The organism is Bradyrhizobium viridifuturi (genome assembly GCF_001238275.1).
Lineage (GTDB): Bacteria > Pseudomonadota > Alphaproteobacteria > Rhizobiales > Xanthobacteraceae > Bradyrhizobium > Bradyrhizobium viridifuturi.
On record NZ_LGTB01000031.1, the window covers coordinates 29512 to 45761 of the forward strand.

Consider the following 16250-nt stretch of genomic DNA (forward strand, 5'->3'; position numbering starts at 1 on the left):
ACTCCCATGGCGTTCGGTTTGTTTCGAAAGCAAGTGCCGGAGCCGGCTGCGCCGGCCGTTGCGCCGCAGGTTCCAGCCGCGGTTGCCGAGCTTGAGATCTCCACCGAGGCTGATTCGGCCAAGGAGATTCTGGAGCTGCTGGAACTTGAGCTCGGTGCAATGATCCGCCAGCTTGAGCGCGCCGCAAGCTCGGTCGCCGACGGCGCCGAGGCGACGGCAACAAGGCTCGCGACCATCCGCGCCCGAACCGATGCTCTGGCCGGCCGCAGCAGCGACGCGCAGAGCACCGCGACGACATTCTCCGAAGCCGCCGACCGCTTCACCCATTCAGCCGAAGGCATCGGCGCGCAGGTGCGCAGCGCCAGCCAGCTCGCCGACGACGCCGCGGCCGCAGCGCGCGAGGCCACCGCCAATGTCGATCGCTTGCGCGAATCCTCGGCCGCGATCGGCAATGTCGTCAACCTGATCGCGCAGATCGCACGGCAGACCACGCTGCTGGCGCTCAATTCCACGATCGAGGCGGCGCGCGCCGGCGCCGCCGGCAAGGGCTTTGCGGTGGTCGCGACCGAGGTCAAGGCGCTGGCGGTGCAGACCCAGGGCGCGACCGAGGAGATCACCAGGAAGATCGAGGCGTTGCAGAAGGACGCCACCGGATCGGCCGACGCCGTCCACCGGATCTCGGAGGCGATCGAAAAGATCCGCCCGGTGTTCGAGAACGTCAACGGCGCGGTGGCCGAGCAGAACCAGATCACCGGCGAGATGGGCCAGAACGCAGCCTCTGCTTCGCACTTCATCGTCTCGGTCGCACCAGCGCCGGCGAGATCGACAGTGCGACGCGCGAAGCCGCCGCGCATGGCGCCGATGTCGCGAAGGCCGGCAAGGCGGTCACTGCGTTTGCCCAGAAGCTGAAGGCGCGCTGCGCGGTGCTGCTGCGCCAGGACGAGCGCGGCGATCCGCGCAAGAACGAGCGGCTGCCTTGCAGCCTCAGGATCAAGATTACGACCGCGCGCGGTGTCATTAACGCACCCGTCTACGAGCTGGCGATGGACGGCATCCTGATCGGCGGGCCCGATGCCGAAAAGCTGCCGGCGCAAGAGACCCTGAGCGCGACCGTGCAGGATATCGGCGCGTGTCGGATCAGGATCGGCGATCGCTCCAAGGCCGGCTGCCAGGCCCGGTTCGAGGCGTCGACCGCTGAATTGCGCGAAAAGATCGAAGACCGGATGTGGGCGATCCACGAGGAGAACGCCGAACTCATCACCCGCGCGATGGAAGCAGGCGCCGAGCTGAACAAGATCTTCGAGAACGGACTGGCGAACGGCGCCATCACGATCGCGGACATGCTCGACACCGACTATGTGGAGATTCCCGACACCAATCCGGTGCAGTATCGCACCAGGATGCTGGATTGGGCGGATCGCGCGCTGCCCGCTCTGCTCGAGGCGTTCCTCGCCAGGGACAAGCGCCTGGCGTTCTGCGCGACGGTCGATCGCAACGGCTACCTGCCGGTCCACAACAAGATCTACTCGCATCCGCAGCGGCCGGGCGACGTGGCATACAACACCGCCAATTGCCGCAATCGCCGCATCTTCAACGATCCCGCGGGCCTCGCCGCCGCGCACAATGAGCGCGCCTACCTGGTGCAGAGCTACGCGCGCGACATGGGCAACGGCACCACCGTGATGATGCGCGAGATCGACGTGCCGATCCGCGTGCGCGGCCGGCACTGGGGCGCTTTCCGCACCGCCTACAAGCTTTGATTGGAGTTCCCGTAGCCCGGATGCGGCGAAGCGTCATCCGGGTACGCAGTGCACGCTCAGGCAAGACGGCCTTCGCGAATCACGCTCTAGATCGGAATGGGGAATGCTGCGGCGGCTCGACGGGCCGCCGTGACTGGAGGAAGTGCTGATATGTCGGCTGCGCAGCTTGCAGTGCTGGATACGTCATCGAACCGGACGCTGGCCGAACGGCTGGTCGACCAGCTCGCCGACCGCATCGGCGGCCTCGGCGTGGAACTTGCCGACATCGCCGGCAACGTCCAGGAGGTCGCCAACCGCGTCACCAACCAGTCGGAGCGGTTCCATCATTTGCAGGAGACCGCCGAGATCATGGTCTCGGCCAATCATGACATCGCCAATGCGTCGCAGGCGGTGCAGTCGACCGCATCCGCCGCGGCCGGCCAGATCGCGGAATCGCGCAACGTGGTCGAGACGGCGGTCAGCCACATCGCCGAGCTCGTCGCAGCGGTCGGACGGATCGAGGCGCGGCTCGCCGCGGTCGGCTCGGCGTTGAGCCAGGTCGCCAAGGTGTCCGGCTCGATCGAGGCGATCGCCAAGCAGACCAACCTTTTGGCGCTGAACGCCACGATCGAGGCCGCGCGCGCCGGCGATGCCGGCCGCGGCTTTGCGGTGGTCGCAAGCGAGGTGAAGAACCTCGCCGAGGCGACCCGCCAGGCGACGCACCAGATTTCCGACACCGTGCGCGATCTCGACGGCCAGATCGGTAGCCTGATCGGCGAGAGCGGCGATGCCTCGCTGCGCGCCAAGAGCGCCGGTGAAGGCGCCCAGCAGATCTCGGGCATCATCACCCGCGTGCAGGAGGGCTTCTCATCCGTCGGCGCCGAGATCGGCAACGTGGCGCGCGCTGCGACCTCCAATCTCGGTCATTGCGACACCGTGATCGCGGAGCTGAACGAGCTTGCCAAGGGCGTCGACCTGTCCTCGCGCGACCTCAAGCACGCCGACGGCCGCGTGGCGAAACTGCTCGAGCTCTCCGAGAGCCTGATCGTCATGATCGCCGACAGCGGCGTGGAAACCAGCGATGCGCCGCTGATCCGCGTCGTGATCGAGACTGCGAAGCAGATCTCCGACCTGTTCGAGAATGCCGTCGCACGCGGCGAGATCACGCTGGCGCAATTAATGGATGAGAAGTATCGCGAGATCGCCGGCACCAATCCGAAGCAGTACCTGACCGATTACGTCAGCTTCACCGACCGCGTGCTGCCGGCGATCCAGGACCCGATCCAGAAGACCGACCCGCGCATCGTGTTCTGCGTCGCCTGGGCGCGCGGCGGCTACCTACCGACCCACAATCCGAACTACCGGCAGCCGCAGGGACCGGACCCGGTCTGGAACAACGCCAATTGCCGCAACCGCCGGCTGTTCAACGACCGCGCGGTGAGCAAGGTTGCGGCCAACACCAAGCCGTTCCTGCTGCAGACCTACCGCCGCGACATGGGCGGCGGCAATTTCGTGCTGATGAAGGACCTGTCATCGCCGATCTTCGTCGGCGGCCGCCACTGGGGCGCGTTCCGGATGGGCTTCCGCCAGGCTAGGCCAGCCACCGGCCGGGATGGGGCGCACTGCCAAAAAAATGCAAAACAACCCCATGCAAAGCAAGCCGGCGGCTGTCGGCGCCCGACACTGCACTTGACACGTCGGGCAACTCAGGAGCATTTTTCCATTATTCCGAAATAATGGACGCTCCTCGTCCCGGCCAGTCGTGAAGTCCGCGGCCTGATGATGACTCAGGTCCAGAACCCCGGCACCGCGGGCTCGAGCCGGCCGCCGGCGCGCACCGGCGCGACCTTGACCGCAAGCCCGGTCGCATCGTCGGTCTCGACCGCGATGCCGCTGAGCGTCGCAACGCCGCCTGCCGGTTCGAAACGGCCGGAGGGAATGCCGGTGAGGAAGCGCTGCAGCGGCTCCTCCTTCTGCATGCCGATCACCGAATCATAGTCGCCGGTCATGCCGGCATCGCTCATATAGGCGGTGCCGCCGGGCAGCACCTGGTGATCGGCGGTCGGCACATGGGTATGGGTCCCGACCACGAGGCTGACGCGGCCGTCGCAGAAGAAGCCGACGCCCTGCTTCTCGCTGGTCGCCTCGGCATGGAAATCGAGCACGATGGCATCTGCGCCTTCGCGCAACGGGCAGGCCTCGAGCTCGCGATCGATCGCGCTGAACGGATCGTTGGACGACGGCTCCATGAACACGCGGCCGATCGCATTGAGCACGAGCGCGCGCTTGCCGTTCTTGGTGTCGACCAGCGTGGCGCCGCGGCCGGGCGAGTGGCGCGGGAAATTCAGCGGGCGGATCAGGCGCGGCGCGCGCTCGATGAACACCAGCGCCTCCTTCTGATTCCAGGCGTGGTTGCCGAGCGTGATCGCGTCGGCGCCGGCATCGACGAGCTCCTGGTAGATCGCCTCGGTGATGCCGAAGCCGCCGGCGGAATTCTCGCCATTGACGACGACGAGGTCGAGCGACCAGTCCCTGATCATGCCGGGAAGATGGTCTGAGATGGCGGTGCGGCCGGTCCTGCCGACGACGTCACCAACGAAGAGGATACGCAAGGCTAGCTACTCCGGAAATCGAACGTCTTGCGCTCCGTTAGCACATAATCGAGCGGGACGTCGTGCGACAGCGCCGGGATAGCCTTGGTTTCCTGTGCAGCAAAGGCAATTCCCACCCCGATCACATGCTTGGCCTTGCGCAGATGCGCAAAGGTATAGTCGTAATAGCCGGCACCGTAACCGATGCGGTGGCCGAGCTTGTCGAATGCGGCGAGCGGCACCAGCATCACGTCGGGATGCACCTCGGCCGCGGCCGGCGACGGCTCGGGAATGCCGAGCGGCCCGAGCATCAGCCGGTCCTGCGGCGACCAGCTGCGGAAGGTCAGCGACTGACCGCGGGCATTGATGCAGGGCAGCGCGAGCCGCGCGCCCTTGTCGGCAAGCTTCTTCATCAGCGGCGCCGGATCGAGCTCGCTGCGGATCGGCGCATAACCGGAGATGATCATGCCCTGCGTGATCTCGAACGGCGCGCCGCGCTTGGCGAGCGCTTCCGCAGCCGTCGCGCGCTGCTCGTCGCTCAGCGCGTCGCGCTTGGCGAGGGCGAGCGCCCGAAGCTCGGCCTTCGATGGAGATGCGTGCATGATCCATCTTCCGCTGTCGTCGTCCGCGACAACGGACGATCCATCATTCAGAGACGCTCGCATTCAAAGGGCCAGGCCGCGGCGCACTGGACGCCCTGCTTCGCAGGGGACAGCGCTGCACCACAATCGAACCGCCGCCGCGCGACGACCAGGCAACAGCAAAAATAGTGCGAAGCCGCAGAGGCCGTTGGAGCGCTCGATCCCGGAGTTCCCTACGAAAGTAGGTGGGCACCATATGTCCGGGTCCACGGACCCGGCCAGGGACAGTTCCCTAAAGGATCGATAAGGCCCCGGGGATATATGGCTCCTGACGCACGACGCAGCTTCGCGGGGGCTAATCTAGCTATCGTTGGCCAAATCCGCCAGCGGTAAGGACGACGCAGAGCTCCTGCTCCTCTTCATTGTCCACCTGAGAGCATCTGCGGGGGCGCGCCGCCAAAATATCGAAAACAACCCCATGCAAAGCGGCGGCGGGGGCCGACGTTCGACCAAACGACTTGACGCGTCGGGCAACTCACCGATACTCTTCCGGTATTCCGAAATCCGGCAGGCGGCACTCCCCCAAGGGGCGCGCATGGCATTTGCATGCTTCTGCAACCGACGTTTCCACGTCGTCATAGCCGGCAGCCATATGCGATAGTCCTGCCCTCCGAGGGAGGGGGGAGCAAGATCACCCGATCGCGATGCCGCCGCCGATGGTGCGGTTGAGCACCTGCGTGGTGCGCTCGATCCGCTCGGCAGCGGCGTTGAGCGCGTTGGAGACCGCGGCCTGGGTCGCGCGGGCGCGATCGGTGGCGGCGGTGCGGGCATTGCGCAGCTGCTCGATCTCTTCCTCGAGGCTGCGAATGCGCGCGCTCGCATCGACCAACTCGTCGCAGGCGGTCAGCGCCGCCATCACGGTGAGCCTCGCATCGCCGATCTCGCCGAACTTGCCGCGCAGTGATTCGACGCGCTGCTGCAGATTCTCCGCGAGCTTCAGCAGCCGCACCTCCTGGCCCTCCTCGCAGGCCATCCGGTATTGCCGGCCATTGATGGTGACGTTGATGTGGCTCATCTACCCTCTCCGCCCTCGAGCACGGCGCGAATGGTGCCGATCGCCGCGTCGAGCTTTTCTGCGATGTCGCGATTGACGCGCTCGAGCCTGCGCGTCTTCACCAGCGATCCGTCGAGTTCGTCGGCAAGCCGCGAGCGATCGGCGCCGAGCGCCTGGATCCTGCTCGCCAATTCGTTCTCGTCGCGGTCGGCCTCGCGGCGCCGCTCCACCGAGCTTTCCAGCGCATCAAGTGCTGCCATCAGCCGCTTGGTCGCAGCATCGATATCGGCAAGCGGTGCCTCGGTATTGCCAGACCCGTTGGCGAGACGATCACTCATGACACGCGGCGTGGACCCCTCAATTAGGCCTGCTGGAGATGGCTGCCGCACGGCAAAACTGGCGGTTCGGCAAGCGTTTACGGGACGAAATTTACGTGGCGAGCGAGCGAAGCGCAACGGCGGCGCAGAACTATGCACCGTTCAATGAAATAGGGCCATTTCGAGCAACTTTTCCCCGTTTTGGGGCGTTTCATCGCCTTGGACTTGCGGATTTGAGGTGCTAATCCACCCTCCAACCCGTAAGGCCATCCACGCGCGTATCGCGGCTGCCCGCCCCGATACGTCCAGCAATCAGCTCCTCATTCCAGGCGGACTTTTCATCATGACGCAGGTCGATCACACCCGTATGGCCAATGCGATCCGTGGCCTTGCCATGGACGCCGTCGAGAAGGCGAATTCCGGCCATCCCGGCCTGCCGATGGGCGCCGCCGACATCGCGACCGTGCTGTTCACGAAATTCCTGAAGTTCGATGCCGCCGACACGGCATGGCCCGACCGCGACCGCTTCGTGCTCTCCGCCGGCCACGGCTCGATGCTGCTCTATGCGTTGCTGTACCTCACCGGCAACAAGGATATGACGCTCGACCAGATCAAGCATTTCCGCCAGCTCGGATCGCTGACGCCGGGACACCCGGAGAACTTCCACACCAAGGGCATCGAGACCACCACCGGTCCGCTCGGCCAGGGCATTGCGACCGCGGTCGGCATGGCGCTCGCCGAGAAGATGCTCGCCGCCGAGTTCGGCAAGAAGATCGTCAATCACCACACCTATGTGCTCGCCTCCGACGGCGACCTGATGGAAGGCATCTCGCAGGAAGCGATCGCGCTCGCCGGTGTCTGGCGCCTCAACAAGATGATCGTGCTGTACGACGACAACGGCATCTCGATCGACGGCCCGACCTCGATCGCCGATTCCGTCGACCAGGTGAAGCGCTTCAAGTCCGCCGGCTGGGCCGCCGAATTGATCGACGGCCATGATCCGGAGGCGATCACCGCTGCGATCGCCCGCGCGCAGAAATCCAGCAAGCCTTCGCTGATCGCCTGCAAGACCACGATCGGCTTCGGCGCACCGACCAGGGCCGGCACCGCCAAGGCGCATGGCGAGGCGCTCGGCGCCGCTGAGCTGAAGGGCGCCAAGGAGAAGCTCGGCATCTCGCTCGAGCCGTTCTCGGTGCCGGACGACGTGCTGAAGGCCTGGCGCGAGGCGGGCAGCCGCGGCGCCGCCGAGCACAAGGCGTGGGACGAGCAGTTCGCGCAGCTCGGCAACCGCAAGCGCGCCGAGTTCGAGCGCCGCATCCGTCACGAGCGGCCGCAAGCGCTCGCCAAGGGTTTGCGCGCCTTCAAGAAGGGTCTCCTGGAAAATCCGCTCAACGTCGCGACCCGCAAGTCGTCGGAAGCTGCGATCGAAGTGATCGCGGCTGCGATGCCGATGGAGTTCGTCGCCGGCTCCGCCGACCTCACCGGCTCCAACAACAACAAGGCGAAGTCGGCGACCGCGTTCGGCGCCAAGACGCCGAAGGGCCGCTTCATCCATTACGGCATCCGCGAGCACGGCATGGCGGCGTGCCTCAACGGCATCTTCCTGCATGGCGGCTTCGCGCCGAACGGCGCCACCTTCCTGGTGTTCACCGATTATGCGCGCGGCGCGATGCGCCTGTCGGCGCTGATGGGCACCGGCGTCGTCTATGTCATGACCCATGACTCGATCGGCCTCGGCGAGGACGGCCCGACCCACCAGCCGGTCGAGCATCTCTCGGCACTGCGCGCGATGCCCAACATGCGCGTGTTCCGTCCCTGCGACGCGGTCGAGACCGCCGAGTGCTGGGAACTGGCGCTCAACCGCGTCGACGGACCGACGGTGCTGGCGCTGACCCGCCAGAACCTGCCGCAGCTCCGCACCACGGCGCCGAACGACAACCCGTGCAGCCACGGCGCGTACGAGCTGGTCGCGGCGCAGGGTGACGCAAAAGTGTCATTGTTCGCCTCCGGTTCCGAGGTCCAGATCGCGGTCGAGGCGCAGAAGCAGCTGGCCGGGCGCGGCATCGCGACGCGGGTCGTCTCGGTCCCGTCGCTGGAATTGCTGCTGGCGCAGCCCGCCGAGCGGCAAAATGCCATTATCGGCAAGGCTCCGGTCAAGATCGCGATCGAGGCCGCAGTGCGCTGGGGCTGGGACGCCGTGATCGGCCACGACGGCGAATTCATCGGCATGCACGGATTCGGCGCCAGCGCCCCCGCGAAGGACCTTTTCCCGCATTTCGGCATTACCGCTGAGGCTGTCGTTAACGCTGCCACCAAGCGCGTCTGACGCTGGGCTGGCACCCGCGGCCCACGGTTGAGCTTGTCGTAAAAAAGGATTACCAAAGCTCCATCTTTTCCGTACGCGCCCGGCCGAACCGGGCGTTCCGCCGTAAAAACCTCGTGGGAGCCCTCCCGCGGGGCTGACAACAGCTTTAGAGGAGACGAGCATGGCAATCCGCGTCGCGATCAACGGGTTTGGGCGCATCGGCCGCAACGTTCTGCGCGCTATCGCCGAGTCCGGCCGCAAGGACATCGAGGTGGTCGGCATCAACGACCTCGGCCCGGTCGAGACCAACGCACATCTGCTGCGCTTCGATTCCGTGCATGGCCGCTTCCCGGGTACCGTGACCGTCGAAGGCGACTCGATCAGCCTCGGCGACAACAAGATCAAGGTTTCAGCCGAGCGCGATCCCGCGAAGCTGCCGTGGAAGGCGCTGGGCGTCGACGTCGCGCTGGAATGCACCGGCATCTTCACCGCGAAGGACAAGGCCTCGGCGCATCTGACCGCGGGCGCCAAGCGCGTGCTGGTCTCGGCGCCTGCCGACGGCGCTGACGCCACCATCGTCTACGGCGTCAACCACGACACGTTGAACAAGGATCAGCTGGTCGTCTCCAACGGCTCCTGCACCACCAACTGCCTCGCGCCGGTCGCCAAGGTCCTGAACGACACCGTCGGCATCGAGACCGGCTTCATGACCACGATCCACGCCTACACCGGCGACCAGCCGACGCTCGACACCCTGCACAAGGACCTCTATCGCGGCCGCGCGGCAGCGATGTCGATGATCCCGACCTCGACCGGCGCCGCCAAGGCGATCGGCCTGGTGCTGCCGGAGCTGAAGGGCAAGCTCGACGGCGTCTCGGTCCGCGTGCCGACCCCGAACGTCTCCGTGATCGACCTCAAGATCGTCGCCAAGCGCGCCACCGACGCCAAGGAGATCAACGAGGCGATGAAGCGCGCCGCCGAGCAGCAGCTCAAGGGCATCCTCGGCTACACCAACGCGCCGAACGTCTCGATCGACTTCAATCACGATCCGCACTCGGCCACCTTCCACATGGACCAGACCAAGGTGCAGAACGGCACGCTGGTGCGCGTGATGGCCTGGTACGACAACGAGTGGGGCTTCTCGAACCGCATGGCGGACACCGCCGTCGCGATCGGCAAGCTGATCTAAGTTCGACTGTTCGCGATGCCCGGCCCAAAGCCGGGCATCTGCGTCTTTGGCCCTCCGCATCCGCGGCCCCGACGGCCGCGACATCGGCAAGCGAACGCGACGCCGTCCATCGGACGGCTGTGTCCGGCCGCACAGGAAACGCTCATGACAAAATCGTTCCGTACCCTCGACGACGTCAATGTGAAGGGCAAGCGCGTGCTGCTGCGCGTCGACCTCAACGTTCCCATGGAAGGCGGTCGCGTCACCGACGCCACCCGGCTCGAGCGCGTTGCCCCCACCATCACCGAAATTTCCGACAAGGGCGGCAAGGTGATCCTGCTCGCCCATTTCGGCCGGCCCAAGGGACGCGATCCCAAGGAATCGCTGAAGCCGGTTGCTGAGGCGCTGTCCAAGGTGATCAAGCGTCCGGTCGCCTTCGCCGAGGACTGCATCGGCGAAGCTGCTGCCACGGCGGTTGCAGCCCTCAAGGACGGCGACATCCTCTGCCTGGAAAACACGCGTTTTCACAAGGAAGAGGAAAAGAACGACGCCGGCTTCGTCGCTGAACTGGCAAAGCTCGGCGACATCTGGGTCAACGACGCCTTCTCCGCCGCGCATCGCGCCCACGCCTCGACCGAAGGCCTCGGCCACAAGCTGCCGGCCTATGCCGGCCGCACCATGCAGGCCGAGCTCGACGCGCTCGGCAAGGCGCTGGAAGCCCCGACCAAGCCTGTCATCGCGATCATTGGCGGCGCCAAGGTCTCGACCAAGATCGACCTCTTGGAAAACCTCGTGAACAAGGTCGACGCGCTGGTGATCGGCGGCGGCATGGCCAACACCTTCCTGCACGCCCAGGGCGTCGCGGTCGGCAAGTCGCTCGCCGAGAAGGACCTCGCCGCGACCGCGCTGCGGATCATGGAGAAGGCCAACGCCGCGAACTGCGCGATCATCCTTCCCGTCGACGCCGTCGTCGCCAACCAGTTCGCCGCCAACGCGCCGTCGCACGCCTATGGCCTCGATGCGATCCCGGCCGACGGCATGATCCTCGACGTCGGCCCGCAATCGATCGCGCGCATCCATGCCGCGATCGACGACGCCGCGACGCTGGTCTGGAACGGGCCGCTCGGCGCCTTCGAGCTGACGCCGTTCGACCGCGGCACCGTGGTTTCGGCCAAGCATGCCGCCGAGCGCACCAGGGCCAAGAAGCTGATCTCGGTCGCCGGCGGCGGCGATACCGTCGCGGCGCTGAACCAGGCGGGCGTGGCCGGCGATTTTTCCTATGTCTCGACCGCGGGCGGCGCGTTTCTTGAATGGATGGAAGGCAAGCCACTGCCGGGCGTCGAAGTTTTGAAAAACCGTTGATTTAGTTCGAATCCGAACACGCACTACAGGGAGAAATGGAATGGCTCGCATAACGTTGCGGCAACTGCTCGACCACGCGGCAGAGCATGATTACGGCGTACCTGCCTTCAACATCAACAACATGGAGCAGGCGCTGTCGATCATGGCGGCGGCCTCCGAAGTCGACGCGCCGGTCATCATCCAGGCCTCGCGCGGCGCGCGCTCCTACGCCAACGACGTCATGCTCAAGCACATGATGGACGCCGTCACCGAGATCTACCCGCAGATCCCGGTCTGCGTGCATCTCGACCACGGCAACGAGCCCGCCACCTGCATGACCGCGATCCAGGCCGGCTTCACCTCGGTCATGATGGACGGCTCGCTGAAGGCCGACGGCAAGACCCCCGGCGACTGGGACTACAATGTCGGCGTCACCCGGACGGTGACCGGCATGGCGCATCTCGGCGGCATCTCGGTCGAGGGCGAGCTCGGCGTGCTCGGCTCGCTCGAGACCGGCATGGGCGACAAGGAAGACGGCCACGGCGCCGAGGGCAAGCTGTCGCATGACCAGCTGCTGACCAACCCCGACGAGGCCGTGAAGTTCGTCAGGGAAACCAAGGTCGACGCGCTGGCGATCGCGATGGGCACCTCGCACGGCGCCTACAAGTTCACCCGCAAGCCGGACGGCGACATCCTCGCCATGAACGTGATCGAGGAAATCCATCGCAAGCTGCCGAACACGCATCTCGTCATGCACGGCTCCTCGTCGGTGCCGCAGGAGCTGCAGGAGATCATCAACGCCAATGGCGGCAAGATGAAGCCGACCTGGGGCGTGCCGGTCGCCGAGATCCAGCGCGGCATCAAGAACGGCGTGCGCAAGATCAACATCGACACCGACAACCGGATGGCGATGACCGGCCAGATCCGCAAGGTGCTGAAGGACAATCCGGAAGAGTTCGATCCGCGCAAGTATCTGAAGCCCGCGATGGAGGCGATGACCAAGCTGTGCAAGCAGCGCCTGCAGGAGTTCAACACCGCGGGCCAGGCCAGCAAGATCAAGAAGGTGCTGACCACGGCTGAGATGGCCAAGCGCTACGCCAAGGGCGAGCTTGATCCCAAGGTCGCCTGACGAGGCGACCTGACAACTTCTTGCCTGAATCATTAAGGCGGGACACCGGCTCTGACGCAGTCGGAAACGGTGTCCCGAAGGCTTGATCGCCGGCTGCGGCAAACGCCGGCCGCGACGAACGTTTTCTAGGCATTTGCCCGAGAACCGCCTATTTTGGTTTGCAAAGGCAATGCTCTGGAGGATGTTCCCGATGAACCTCGCTGACCTCAACAAAATTGCGCTTGCCATGGTCACCCCGGGCAAGGGCCTGCTCGCTGCCGACGAATCCTCCGGCACCATCAAGAAGCGCTTCGACGCCATCAAGGTCGATTCGACCGAAGACAATCGGCGCGACTATCGCGAGATGCTGTTCCGCTCGCAGGAGGCGATGAGCAAGTACATCTCCGGCGTCATCCTCTACGACGAGACGATCTGGCAGAACGCCAAGGACGGCACGCCGCTGGTCAAGCTGATCGAGCAGGCAGGCGCGATCCCCGGCATCAAGGTCGACGAAGGCACCCAGCCGCTGCCGAACTGCCCCGGCGAACTCGTCACCGTCGGCCTCGACAAGCTCGCCGAGCGGCTGAAGAAATATTACGAGCGCGGTGCGCGCTTCGCGAAATGGCGCGCGGTGATCGATATCGGCTCCGGCGCCGGCAGCCGCGGCATCCCGACCATGACCGCGATCCGCGTCAACGCCCACGCGCTGGCGCGCTACGCCGCGCTGTGCCAGGCCGCGCAGATCGTGCCGATCGTCGAGCCTGAGGTGCTGATGGACGGCGATCACGACATCGACCGCTGCTATGAGGTGACGCAGCGCGTGCTGAACCGCACCTTCCAGGAATTGCGGGTGCAGCGTGTCGCGCTCGAAGGCATGATCCTGAAGCCGAACATGGCCATATCCGGCAAGAAGTGCCCGAAGCAGGCGTCGGTGCAGGAAGTCGCCGAGAAGACCATCCGCCTGCTCAAGAGCTGCGTGCCGGCCGCGGTGCCCGGCATCGCCTTCCTGTCCGGCGGGCAGAGCGACGAGGAAGCGACCGCGCATCTCGACGCCATGAACAAGATCGGCCATCTGCCGTGGCGGCTGACCTTCTCCTATGGCCGCGCCTTGCAGGCGGCGCCGCAGAAGGCGTGGTCCGGCAAGCCCGACAACGTCCCCGCCGGACAGCGCGCCTTCTCGCATCGCGCCCGGATGAACGGGCTCGCGAGCACCGGCAATTGGGAAGCCGGCCTCGAAAAGCAGGCGGCATAGTTGGCCACCAAGCCCGTTCCGCCGCGGCCGGCGCCGCGCCTCTATCTGGCAACCCCGCCGGTCGACGAGCCCGCACGGCTTGCGGCCGAGCTTGCCGACGTGCTTGCCGCGGCCGACGTCGCGGCGGTTCTGGTGCGGCTGCGCGAGAGCGACCCGCGCAGCATGATCTCCACCGTCAAGGCGCTGGCGCCGGCGATCCAGCGCGCCGGTGCGGCACTATTGATCGACGGCCATCCCGACATCGTGGCCCGCGCCGGTGCCGATGGCGCGCATCTGACCGGCGTCGCCGCGATGGAAGAGGCGATGCCTTCGCTGCGGCCCGACCGCATCGTCGGTGTCGGCGGGCTCGCGACACGCCACGATTCGATGGCAGCGGGCGAAGCCGGCGCCGACTACGTGCTGTTCGGCGAGCCCGACGCCAAGGGGCAGCGGCCCTCGGCGGAGGCGATCGCCGAGCGGCTGGAATGGTGGGACGAATTGTTCGAGCCGCCCTGCGTCGGCTTTGCGACCTCGCGCGAGGAGGCCGAGGCGTTCGCGGCGGCCGGCGCGGATTTCGTGCTGGTCGGAGACGTCATCTGGTCCGATCCACGCGGCGCCAAGGCGCCTTGGTCGAGATCGGCGCGGCCATTGCGCGGGCGCATGCCGCCACGTTCGGAACGGCCAAGGCCGAGGGATGACGCCGGAATGAAATGCCTGCGTCCGATAGCTGTTGCGCTCGGCTGCATGATGCTGACGGGCGGCGCGATGGCGCAGCTCTCGATCACGCCGCCGGCACAGACGCCGCCTGCGAAGAAGGAGGCGCCGAAGCCGAAGGTACATTCGCCCGTCGCGAAGAAGCCCGCGCCGAAGCCCGCCGCAACAGCGACGCCGAAGCCCGGCGCATCAGCGACACCGACCCCGACGCCGTCGCCGACCCCGGACGATCCCAACGTCGACCTCGTCTACGGTGCCTATCAGCGCGGCATGTACAAGACGGCGTTCGACCTGGCGACGCGCGCGCGCAGAACAACAACGATGCCAAGGCTATGACGATGCTGGGCGAGCTCTATGCCAACGGGCTCGGCGTCAAGCGCGACTACGTCAAGGCCGACGACTGGTACAAGCGCGCGTCCGATGCCGGCGACCGCGAGGCGATGTTCGCGCTGGCCATGATGCGGATCGCGGGCCGCGGCGGCGCGGTGGACAAGGATTCCGCGGTCAAGCTGCTGGCGTCGGCGGCCAAGCTCGGCGAACCCAAGGCGGCCTATAATCTCGCGCTGCTCTACCTCGACGGCCAGACCCTGCCGCAGGACCTCAAGCGCTCCGCCGAGCTGTTGCGCATGGCGGCGGACGCCGGCAGCCCGGAGGCGCAATACGCGCTCGCGACCTTCTACAAGGAAGGCACCGGCGTGCCGAAGGACCTCGAAAAGGCGGCGCGGCTGTTGCAGGCCGCCTCGCTGGCCGACAATGTCGATGCCGAGGTCGAATACGCCATCGCGCTCTACAACGGCTCCGGCACGCCGCGGAACGTGCCGGCGGCAATCGCGCTGCTGCGCAAGGCGGCCCGGCAGAACAGCCCGATCGCGCAAAACCGCCTCGCCCACGTGCTGGCGACCGGCGCCGGCGCCCCGGTCGACAAGGTCGAGGCGCTGAAATGGCACACGGTCGCCAAGACCGCCGGCAAGGGCGACCCCGATCTCGACGACATCCTCGCCGATATGACCCCGGAAGACCGCGCCAAGGGCGAGGCAGCTGCCCGAAAATGGATCGGAAACAACGTCAAATGACGCCTTGACGGCGCCACTTCCAGAGGGCACCCAGTCCGAAGCCTAGGTGGCCGCGTTCCGTTCTTTTTCGCCCGTCATCCTGAGGTGCGAGCGGAGCGAGCCTCGAAGGATGCACGGCCCCGGACCGGGGCGTCGATCCTTCGAGACGCGCTTCGCGCTCCTCAGGATGACGGGCTGAGATTTGCGCCCGCCGCTCTATCGACATTCACAATCTCGGTCACAAGTTCTCATCATGCTCTACTCCGCCCTCATCAATGTCATGGTCAAGGCCGCGCGCCGCGCCGGCCGCAGCCTCAAGCGCGACCTCGGCGAGATCGAACATCTCCAGGTGTCGCTGAAAGGCCCGGCGAACTTCGTCTCGCTGGCCGACAAGCGCGCCGAGGAGATGCTCTACACCGATCTCGAAAAGGCCCGGCCCGGCTACGGGTTCCTCGGCGAGGAAGGCGGCAAGCGCGAAGGCTCGGACAAGAGCCACACCTGGATCGTCGATCCGCTCGACGGCACCACCAACTTCCTGCACGGCATCCCGCAATTCGCGATCTCGATCGGGCTGCTGCGCGAGGACACCGTGATCGCGGGCGTGATCTACAATCCCGCCAATGACGAGCTCTACATCGCCGAGCGCGGCAAGGGCGCGTTCCTCAACGACCAGCGGCTCCGCGTCGCCGGCCGCCGCCAGCTCAACGAATGCGTGGTCGCCTGCGGCCTGCCGCATATCGGCCGCGGCAACCATCAGCTGGCGCTGCAGGAGCTGGCCTCGCTGCAGAGCAAGGTCGCGGGCTTCCGTCGCTTCGGCGCCGCCTCGCTCGACCTTGCCTTCGTCGCCGCCGGCCGCCTCGACGGCTATTGGGAACGCAACCTGCAGCCCTGGGACCTCGCGGCCGGCCTGCTGATGATCCGGGAAGCCGGCGGCACCGTCTCCGGCATCCAGGGCAACGACGACCCGCTGCAGACCGGCCACGTCGTCGGCGGCAACGAGTTCGTGCACGGCGAGCTGATCAAGATCCTGAAGCCGCTCGGGCAGTAGC

Annotated in this window: 10 protein-coding genes, 1 other RNA gene and 4 pseudogenes; 10 read left to right on the top strand and 5 right to left on the bottom strand. The window is 66.2% G+C overall.

All coding sequences use genetic code 11. The features are described 5' to 3' along the window. Positions 1 to 6: 6 nt before the first annotated feature. Together ALC15_RS26060 and ALC15_RS26065 are read left to right on the top strand one after the other, a co-directional pair. Positions 7 to 1760, top strand: a pseudogene (locus ALC15_RS26060) (methyl-accepting chemotaxis protein). A 150-nt stretch (positions 1761 to 1910) separates the two neighbouring features. Further along, positions 1911 to 3332: pseudogene (locus tag ALC15_RS26065) on the top strand (methyl-accepting chemotaxis protein); the annotation flags it as partial. 194 nt (positions 3333 to 3526) lie between these two features. Here ALC15_RS26065 and ALC15_RS26070 read toward each other — a convergent pair. From ALC15_RS26070 to ALC15_RS26085, 5 genes are all read right to left on the bottom strand, one after another. Next, on the bottom strand, positions 3527 to 4351 hold the full coding sequence (locus tag ALC15_RS26070; RefSeq protein WP_050629737.1) for a TIGR00282 family metallophosphoesterase: 825 nt from the start codon (positions 4349 to 4351) through the stop codon (positions 3527 to 3529). A 2-nt stretch (positions 4352 to 4353) separates the two neighbouring features. Further along, positions 4354 to 4932: a 5-formyltetrahydrofolate cyclo-ligase gene (locus ALC15_RS26075; RefSeq protein ID WP_050629738.1), complete on the bottom strand. Its 579-nt coding sequence runs from the start codon at positions 4930 to 4932 to the stop codon at positions 4354 to 4356. 168 nt (positions 4933 to 5100) lie between these two features. Further along, a non-coding RNA gene (gene ssrS / locus ALC15_RS41185) (6S RNA) lies at positions 5101 to 5261 on the bottom strand. 341 nt (positions 5262 to 5602) lie between these two features. After that, complete coding sequence (locus ALC15_RS26080) at positions 5603 to 5986, bottom strand: cell division protein ZapA (protein WP_050629739.1); 384 nt, start codon at positions 5984 to 5986, stop codon at positions 5603 to 5605. Beyond that, positions 5983 to 6303, bottom strand: coding sequence for a DUF4164 domain-containing protein (locus ALC15_RS26085; protein WP_050629740.1), 321 nt, complete (start codon positions 6301 to 6303; stop codon positions 5983 to 5985). Before ALC15_RS26085 ends, ALC15_RS26080 begins: the two co-directional genes overlap by 4 nt. Positions 6304 to 6625: 322 nt before the next feature. Between ALC15_RS26085 and tkt the strand changes: the two genes are divergently transcribed. The 8 genes and pseudogenes from tkt to ALC15_RS26125 all read left to right on the top strand — a co-directional run bounded on the left by tkt (position 6626) and on the right by ALC15_RS26125 (position 16249). Continuing rightward, the gene (gene tkt, locus ALC15_RS26090; protein ID WP_050629741.1) at positions 6626 to 8608 is read left to right on the top strand and encodes a transketolase; all 1983 of its coding nucleotides are present in this window, start codon (positions 6626 to 6628) and stop codon (positions 8606 to 8608) included. Positions 8609 to 8768: 160 nt separating this feature from the next. Then, on the top strand, positions 8769 to 9776 hold the full coding sequence (gap, locus tag ALC15_RS26095) for a type I glyceraldehyde-3-phosphate dehydrogenase (protein WP_050629742.1): 1008 nt from the start codon (positions 8769 to 8771) through the stop codon (positions 9774 to 9776). Positions 9777 to 9920: 144 nt separating this feature from the next. Further along, positions 9921 to 11117 (top strand): phosphoglycerate kinase, encoded by a 1197-nt coding sequence (locus ALC15_RS26100; protein ID WP_050629743.1) that lies wholly within the window; start codon positions 9921 to 9923, stop codon positions 11115 to 11117. A gap of 40 nt (positions 11118 to 11157) precedes the next feature. Next, on the top strand, positions 11158 to 12225 hold the full coding sequence (fba, locus tag ALC15_RS26105; protein WP_050629744.1) for a class II fructose-bisphosphate aldolase: 1068 nt from the start codon (positions 11158 to 11160) through the stop codon (positions 12223 to 12225). A 190-nt stretch (positions 12226 to 12415) separates the two neighbouring features. After that, positions 12416 to 13456, top strand: a complete 1041-nt coding sequence (locus ALC15_RS26110; RefSeq protein WP_050629808.1) for a class I fructose-bisphosphate aldolase — start codon at positions 12416 to 12418, stop codon at positions 13454 to 13456. Then, a pseudogene (locus ALC15_RS26115) lies at positions 13457 to 14133 on the top strand (thiamine phosphate synthase). Positions 14134 to 14140: 7 nt separating this feature from the next. Further along, a pseudogene (locus ALC15_RS26120) lies at positions 14141 to 15222 on the top strand (tetratricopeptide repeat protein). Positions 15223 to 15454: 232 nt separating this feature from the next. Continuing rightward, positions 15455 to 16249 carry an inositol monophosphatase family protein gene (locus ALC15_RS26125; protein WP_050629745.1) on the top strand — a complete coding sequence of 265 codons (795 nt, stop codon included), beginning with the start codon at positions 15455 to 15457 and terminating at the stop codon, positions 16247 to 16249. The last annotated feature ends 1 nt before the right edge of the window (position 16250 follow it).